Genomic DNA, 8,556 nt, shown 5'->3' with positions numbered 1-8,556 from the left:
TTAAAAAATTTAAAGCAAAATCATAATCTTACACAAAATTAGTTTTCAAATTGTCATATTGATGATTTTTTTTATTTCATCAAGAGTTTTCGACAAAATTAAAGGTAAATAATTGTAAATAAAAGCATTATAATATAAAATATTAATAGTGAAAATTATATTTAAAAGGAATGATAGAGAATATGAGTATTGAAGATAAAACATTAAAGTATGATGAATCATCAATTCAGATTTTAGAAGGACTAGATGCGGTTCGAAAACGTCCAGGAATGTATATTGGTTCAACTGATGTTCGTGGATTACATCATTTAGTTTGAGAAATTATTGATAATTCAATTGATGAGGCATTAGCTGGTTATTGTAATGAAATTGATATTATTATTTATAAAAATAATGCGATTACGGTGGCAGATAATGGTCGTGGTGTTCCAACCGGAATTCATTCATCTGGTAAATCAACGCCAGAAGTAATTTTTTCAGTTTTACATGCTGGGGGAAAATTTGGTGGTGATGGTTATAAAACATCAGGAGGATTACATGGTGTTGGTTCTTCTGTTGTTAATGCTTTATCGTCAACTTTTGATGTCACAATTTATCGTGACCACAAAGTTTGAAGTATTAAATTTGCGAATGGTGGGCAAGTTAAAGAACCGTTAACAAAAATTGGTACAACAACAAAAACAGGAACAACAGTTACTTTTTTACCTGATCATAAGATTTTTAAAGTAATTGATTTTTCTTTTTCCACAATTTCAGAACGAATTCGTGAATCAGCATTTTTAAATAGTGGGGTTAAGTTGACATTGACTGACCAACGCACTGATAAAAAAGTATCATATTTATTTAATAATGGTTTGGAAGAATTCATTACTTATATGAATGGAGGTAAAAAAAGTATTACTCCAATTATTATGTTAAAAGGGATAGAAAAACAAATTGAAGTTGAAATAGCGTTACAATATTCAACTGAATTTAATGAAAATTTACTTAGTTTTGCCAATAATGTTAAAACAAGTGAAGGTGGCAGTCATGTTGCTGGATTCCGAACAGGATTAACAAAAGTAATTAATGATTATGCTCGCAAAGAAGGTTTATTAAAAGAAAAAGATAAGAATCTTGATTCGGTTGATACACGGGAAGGATTAACAGCTATTGTTTCAGTAAAAATTCCTGAAAATTTAATTCAGTATGAAGGTCAAACGAAAGGAAAATTAGGAACTTATGAAGCACGACTTGTTGTTGAAACAATTGTAGCAAAGCAATTTGGATTTTGATTAACAGAAAATAAGGCAAATGCTTATACTATTATTGAAAAAGCATTATTAGCTCGTAATGTTCGTGAAGAGGCTCGGAAAGCACGCGAAGCAGCTCGTAATAGCAAAAAACGTGGTAATAGTGATCGCTTATTAACCGGAAAATTAACCCCAGCTCAAAATCGAAATAAATTTAATAATGAGATTTTTTTAGTTGAAGGAGATTCGGCGGGAGGAAGTGCCAAGTTAGGGCGTGATCGTCGTTTTCAAGCAATTTTACCGTTACGCGGGAAAGTGATTAATGCTGAAAAAGCAAAACTTCAAGATTTAATGAATAATGAAGAAATTAATGTAATGATTAATGCCATTGGGGCTGGAGTCGGAAATGGCTTTGATATTAATGATGCCAATTATGGCAAAGTAATTATTATGACTGATGCGGATACGGATGGTGCGCATATTCAAACTTTATTGCTAACATTTTTTTATCGTTATATGCGACCATTAATTGAAAATCATCGGGTTTATCTTGCTTTACCACCTTTATTTAAAATTACTAGCACCAAAAATAAACATATTGAATACGCATGAGATGAAACAGAATTAAAAAATAAATTAAGTCAATTTCATGGTAAATTTGAATTACAGCGTTATAAAGGGCTAGGGGAAATGAACGCAGAACAATTATGAGAAACAACAATGGATCCCCAAACTCGTCAGCTAATTTTAGTAACAATTGATGATGCTGTTATGGCTGAAAGACGGATTGTCACCTTAATGGGAGATGATGCTAAAAAACGAAAAGATTGAATTGATGAAAATGTTAAATTTACTTTAGAAGATGATTTTCAAGCAATCATTAATTAAGTAGGACAACAATGTTACAAGCAATCAAAAAATTAATTAATACCCTAAATCAAACCAATCTAACTCTTAGTCAATATCAAAATTTTCAGTTATGACTTATTAAAATAAAAGAAACAAAAACAAGATTGACATTAGAAGTTTGAACAAGTAATGGCAGTGAAGATAGTGAAAATACAATTGAAACAACAATTGAACTTGCGATAGCAGATGAAATAGCATTAAATTGATGTTATGAAAGTTTACTATTAGCAGCGCAACAAACTACGGAAAAAGAAGTTTTTTGAAAAAAAATTATGCAACAAGTAACACCGCTTTATCAATTATAACCAAGTAGTAACTTGTACTTGTTAACAAAAGAAGGCATTCATTTTTTTAACGATAAAATTGTTGCATTTGAATTAGACTATTAATATATTAATAATTTTATTTGCTTGGCAAAAAATTAATATGGGAATTAATATTAAAAAAAAGAACATTAATTAAACCTAACAATTTACCACTAAAAATTAATCAACAATTAAATACATTAAATTTAACAATTTATAAATTATTATTAATTGAAGGAACCTTATTTTATCAATGTGAAATTGATTGGTTATCTAAAATGGGTAAATATATGATTAAATCAGCAACAACAATTTATTATCAACAAGAATTTATAATCAAAACAAATATTTTAGCAGAGTTATTACAGTTAATGGAAATTTGTAATAATCTTAATGACCGAATCTTAGCATATTTCCGGACATTGTTATTATTAACTCATCAACAGCAACTCTTTACTTATGATAAACATAAGGATTATTGAATATTAACAAAATTAGGGCAAAAGTTATTTTATCAAATTGATTATAAAAAGTTTATAATCAAGAATGAAATGATGAAAGTTGATTTACAGAGAGGAATTTAAAAATGAGTAATAACGAAAAAGAAAATGAATTAGTTTATAGTTTAAATGATATTATGTCAGAACGCTTTGGTCGTTATGCCAAATATATTATTCAAGATCGAGCCTTGCCTGATGTTCGTGATGGTTTAAAACCAGTGCAACGTCGTATTTTATTTGCAATGAATGAATTACGATTAACTTTTAATACGAGTTATAAAAAATCGGCACGGATTGTCGGAGAAGTAATTGGTAAATATCATCCGCATGGTGATACATCAGTTTATGATGCAATGGTAAGGTTATCGCAAGATTGAAAGGTCCGTTATCCATTAATTGATATGCATGGAAACAATGGTTCAATTGATGGGGACCCAGCGGCTGCAATGCGTTATACTGAAACTCGTTTAAGTGAAATTTCCTCATTTTTATTACAAGATCTTGATAAAAAAACAGTTGCTTTTGCTCCTAATTTTGATGATTCAGAACAAGAACCTGTTGTATTACCAGCTTTATTTCCAAATTTATTAGTTAATGGTTCAACTGGAATTGCTGCTGGATATGCAACAAATATTCCACCACATAATTTACATGAAATTATTAATGCAACAATTCATTTTATTGAAAAACCAGACAGTACGGTTAAGGATTTAGTAAAATATGTTAAAGGACCTGATTTCCCAACGGGGGGAATTATTCAGGGAAAAAGTGGAATTTTAGAGGCATATCAAACAGGAAAAGGCAAAATTATTGTTCGTAGCAAAATTGAATTTGAAAACAATGCTTTAGTAATTACTGAAATTCCATATGAAGTTATTAAACAAGACTTAGTTAAAAAGATTGATGATATTAAATATAATGAACCAGGATTAAATATTAAGGAAGTTCGTGATGAAACAGACCGCGAAGGGTTACGAATTGTGATTGAATTAGGTAAACAAGCTAATGTTGAAACCGTACGGAAATTTTTATTAAAAAATACTAATTTACAAATTTCATATAATTTTAATATGGTTGCTATTGCAAATAAACAACCACGACAATTAGGATTAAAGGAAATCTTAACCCACTATGTTGAACATCAACAAGCAGTTGTTACTCATCGTTCTCGTTTTGAATTAGCACGTGCAAAAAAACGCTCAGAAATTGTTGCTGGGTTAATCAAAACAATTAGTATTTTAGATGAAGTAATTGCCGTTATTCGCCATTCAAAAGATCGCAGTGATGCAATTCATAATTTAGGGAAAAAATTTGGTTTTACCCAAATTCAAGCCGAAGCAATTGTCCAGTTACGATTATACCGGTTAACTTCAACAGATATTTTACAATTAAAAGCAGAACAAAAAGAATTAATTGCAACAATTGCTGAATTAAAAGCAATTTTACGTGATATTAATAAATTAAATAGTGTTATTATTCACCAATTCGAATTAATTAAGAAAAAGTTTGTTTCACGTCGTCGTAGTATGATTGAGAATGAAATTGAAGCAATTGAAATTCAAAAAACAGAAACAATTATTGAAAAAGATTTGAACATTTGAATTTCACGAGATGGGTATTTAAAAGCGTTAGAAAATAATCAATTAGCACGGTTAGCAACTGAAGAATTTAAACGAAAACCAGGAGATTTATGAATTGCTGATTTTCAAGCTAATACTTCTGATAAAATTTTATTAATTACTTCAAAAGGAAATTATGTTATTATTCCAGTTTATAAAATTAAAACTGTTCGGTTACGTGATATTGGTGAACATGTTAATACTATTTCTGAGTTACCAGGAGAAGAAAAAATTATTAGTGCTTTTTTATTAAATGATTTTAATAAAAAAGAACAATACATTATGTTGGCAACTAAAAATGGAATGATTAAAAAGACAGCTGTTAAAGATTTTGAAGCAACACGAATTAGCAAAGCTCTTAAAGCTATTAATTTAAAAAATGATGATGAAGTTGTTGCTAGCCAATTAGTTGATCATCATCCATATGTTGTCATAACAACAGCAAACGGTTTTATTGTTAAATATCGTAAAAAACAAATTCCCACATTAGGGTTACGAACAGCAGGGGTAAAATCAATTAATCTACGTGATGATGTAGTTATTAATGCGGGTTATTGTGAAGATGATAATTTAGTATTAATTACTAATCTTAATACTGGGAAAAAAATTGATTTAACAGAAATTCCTACATCAACACGGCCAGTAAAAGGAACACGATTATATAAGTTAAATAAAGATATTAATGAACTTGTCCGCTGAACGTTTTTAACAAAAGGGAAAGATATTTTACATATGTTAAATCAAAATGATGAAAGTGAGATATTTAATACTGATAAAATGCCTATTCATAAATTAGTTACTGCTAATCATACGTTAGGCTTTGAAAATATTATTGATATTGTTATTCCCCATTATTATGATTTAAAACTAATCCCATCAAAAAAAGGATTAGAAAGTAGTAGTGCAGCTGCAAAAAAGCATCCGCTTCATCATAATGAACATGATAATGTAAACAATCTCAAAGCCCTAATTGAATTAACAAAACCAACGAATAATGCTGCTGTTAATAAGACAGAACCAAATGAAAAAAGTTATAATCAGGAAACAATCACCTCAGAAAATACTAACGATGAGGAAAGTGATCCTAATGTTAAATTAGCATTAATGATTCCACCAGAAGAAATTTATCAAGTTGAGCAAGTTATTGCAACAGCAGAACCAATAACAAGGCTTGACTATCATGCAAATAGTAAGAAAACAATTAACAAAAACATTGTGGGTAAACCACGCGGAGAAAAAATGCGCCAGAAAAATAAAAATATAAAAGAAACAAAAAAGAAAGTTCGAAAAGAACAACAAAGTAAACGACAATTAGAACAAACCTCAACAAATGTGGAAACTAGTACAATCGTATCTGCACCTGAACAAGAACCATCGCCATTATTTGTTCGCAAAACTTTTGGAAAAGTGAAAACAACAGCAGATATGTTAATTGAAAAGAAACAACGTGAGCAAGCTAAAGTAGCTTTAGTAAAAGCACAGGCACAACAAAATAATCAACAAAAAAATATAAAACCGACAGTTCCGTCTTTTGACGAAGAAAAACCATCTTTTGGAAAAGTGGTCACAAGAGTGGAAACTCTGCTTAAAAATAGACAACAACAAATTAATTTTGAGTTTAATAATAGCGAAAAAGATAAACCTATTATTAAAGCAAAATCACGAACAGAATGATTAAAAGCAATTGAACAAGCTCCAGCTGGAACAATTAAGGTTGGCTTAAGAAATGTTTCTTCAAATAATCATGAGCAAACAATGCAAAAAGTTGATTTTAAACAAATTAAAAATAAAAGAGTAACGAAAGCTAACTTTAAAAAAGATTTAGCAATTGATGAAACAAAAGAATTACAATTAACTATTCATGATATTTTAGATAAAAGTAAAAAATAAATTAAAAATCAGTCAAAATTGGCTGATTTTTAATATATAATTTTAGTAATGAAAGATAAAAACACGAGGAGTGAATAAAAAATGACTAATTTGGGAACAGACTTTTTAGTTAAATGTACTAATATTAATAAATTTTATCGAAAACAACATGTCTTAAAAAATGTCAGTTTAACTGTACAAAAAGGAGATCGAATTGGAGTTGTTGGACCAAATGGAACAGGGAAAACAACTCTATGTGAGATTTTAGCTCAATTACGTCGTGTTTCCAATAGCAGCAGTGAAAAACAAGTTGGAATTCGGATTGGGATGCAATTGCAAGAATCTAAATATCCTCGTGGCATTACTGGTTATGATATTTTAAATTTGTATTTAAAAGTTTATAATTTATTAATTCCACCAGAAAACATTTATCAACTTTTATTAAATTTACAAATTGAAAAAATTATGAACGAGGATATTTCAAAATTATCTGGCGGACAACAACAAAAGATTAATATTTTATTAGCATTAATTGTTGACCCAGATTTGATTATTCTTGATGAATTAGCAACAGGCTTAGATTTAGAAATTAAAGATAAAATATATGAGATTTTAAGTATTTTTTTAGCAAATGAAAATAAAGCATTATTATTAATTTCGCATAATATGGAAGAAATTGAGAAGTTTTGTGATACTTTAATTTTTATGGTTGCAGGAGAAATTACAAAAGTAACAAAAGTAGTTGATGTTGTTGCCGAATATGGCAGTGTTGAAGCTTTTGTCAAAGATCAATTTAAAGAATATCAAATTGGCGCTTATAAACAGGGCTATAGAACAGGAGCAATCGAACATGACAAATGAGCGAAAAACTGAGCAAAATACATCGATAAAAATAAAAAATAGTTGATTAGTTAATGAAAAAGTTAATTTATCAGCCCTATATCGTTTTTTTCTAAGTTATTTGCGACGCCAAAAAATGGTTTTAATTCTTTCCGTTGTACTAATTCCAATTGCAATTCTTTGCCAAGCAATTTTTGTTAACTACCGCCAAGGACCGAATGTTAAGGCACTATCAATTGGAGTTACTTTTATTGCAACGGGGGCAAGTATTGCTGTATATATGTTAATGGGTTTTTTAATTGATTTAAAAATGTCCGTTGTCTATAAACGCATTGGATTATTAGGAATTAAACCATTAGGTTTTGTTTTAATTGTTTACGCTTATTGTTTTACCTTAGTACTAATTGCTGATGTCCTAGTTTTAATTACTAGTTTCATTATTAATGCGGTGTTAAAGATTAATTTTGTTGTTGCGTATAATTTAATTGTTCTTTTGTTTTTTATTATTTCAATTTTTATTACTGCTTTTGCAATTGCTTTAATGATTATTGCTGTTATCTTAATTAATTCACGAACAATGCAATCAATAGTAACTACCATTTTAACAATTTTATTTGTTGGAGGTTCATTCTTATTTGTAGCTTTTATTCCGGCTTTATTTGGTGCGCACTATAAAGAAGCAATTTTATCAATCAAGGGCTTAAGTATTGGCTGTGGTGTTATGTTGGGTTCAGTTGTTTTAACTGGTCTCTTAATATGATTAATTGTTCGAATTTTTCGTTGAGATAATTAAAAAAATGCGGAAAGCAACGAAAATAATTGGCAAATTTAAATTATTTTGCTATGATATACTTGTTGTAAAATTCGGGAAGAATAAGATTTAAGCAGAAAAGAGGAGTAAACAAATGCGTGAAGGAATAATTTTACGTTGTGAACAATGTAAGGAAGAAAACTACATTGCAAAACGTGACAAAAAGAAACAACAGGACAAATTAGAAGTGAAAAAATATTGTTCAAAATGTAACCAACATACTTTACATAAAGAAAAAAAATAACTCATTTTAATGAGTTATTTTTTTAAAATTATTTTTAGCAAAGATTAGAGTTGACATCTTTAATTTTGTCGAAAACTCTTGATATTTATAAAATATACCTAAAATTAGGTATATTTTATAAATATGGAGGTAAATAATTAATGAAAAAAATAATTACAGAATTAATAAATAGCTTAACAGATGATCAATTTTTAGAATTTTATGAAAAAATAAAACAACAAGCAWAA

General features: G+C 28.8%; 7 protein-coding genes. All 7 read left to right on the top strand.

Features of this window, described 5'->3' with window-relative positions:
- Positions 1-182 precede the first annotated feature (182 nt).
- On the top strand, positions 183-2,120 hold the full coding sequence (parE, locus tag EHV01_RS01690; protein WP_422065930.1) for a DNA topoisomerase IV subunit B: 1,938 nt from the start codon (positions 183-185) through the stop codon (positions 2,118-2,120).
- A gap of 11 nt (positions 2,121-2,131) precedes the next feature.
- The gene (locus tag EHV01_RS01685; protein WP_422065929.1) at positions 2,132-2,446 is read left to right on the top strand and encodes a hypothetical protein; all 315 of its coding nucleotides are present in this window, start codon (positions 2,132-2,134) and stop codon (positions 2,444-2,446) included.
- 101 nt (positions 2,447-2,547) lie between these two features.
- On the top strand, positions 2,548-3,030 hold the full coding sequence (locus EHV01_RS01680) for a hypothetical protein (RefSeq protein WP_422065928.1): 483 nt from the start codon (positions 2,548-2,550) through the stop codon (positions 3,028-3,030).
- A gap of 2 nt (positions 3,031-3,032) precedes the next feature.
- A complete protein-coding gene (gene parC, locus EHV01_RS01675) occupies positions 3,033-6,455 on the top strand; it encodes a DNA topoisomerase IV subunit A (RefSeq protein WP_422065927.1) in 3,423 nt (1,140 codons plus the stop codon).
- Between the two features lie 81 nt (positions 6,456-6,536).
- On the top strand, positions 6,537-7,337 hold the full coding sequence (locus EHV01_RS01670; protein ID WP_422065926.1) for an ATP-binding cassette domain-containing protein: 801 nt from the start codon (positions 6,537-6,539) through the stop codon (positions 7,335-7,337).
- Positions 7,285-8,067, top strand: a complete 783-nt coding sequence (locus EHV01_RS01665; protein ID WP_422065925.1) for a hypothetical protein — start codon at positions 7,285-7,287, stop codon at positions 8,065-8,067. The genes EHV01_RS01670 and EHV01_RS01665 overlap by 53 nt, the downstream gene beginning before the upstream one ends.
- 112 nt (positions 8,068-8,179) lie before the next feature.
- On the top strand, positions 8,180-8,329 hold the full coding sequence (rpmG, locus tag EHV01_RS01660; protein WP_004028258.1) for a 50S ribosomal protein L33: 150 nt from the start codon (positions 8,180-8,182) through the stop codon (positions 8,327-8,329).
- Positions 8,330-8,556 lie beyond the last annotated feature (227 nt).

The sequence above is a fragment of the Spiroplasma sp. hy2 genome (assembly GCF_044714365.1).
Classification (GTDB): domain Bacteria; phylum Bacillota_I; class Bacilli_A; order Mycoplasmatales; family Mycoplasmataceae; genus Spiroplasma; species Spiroplasma phoeniceum.
Note: the sequence above shows the minus strand (reverse complement) of the source record. Positions and strands in the feature narration are given on the sequence as shown.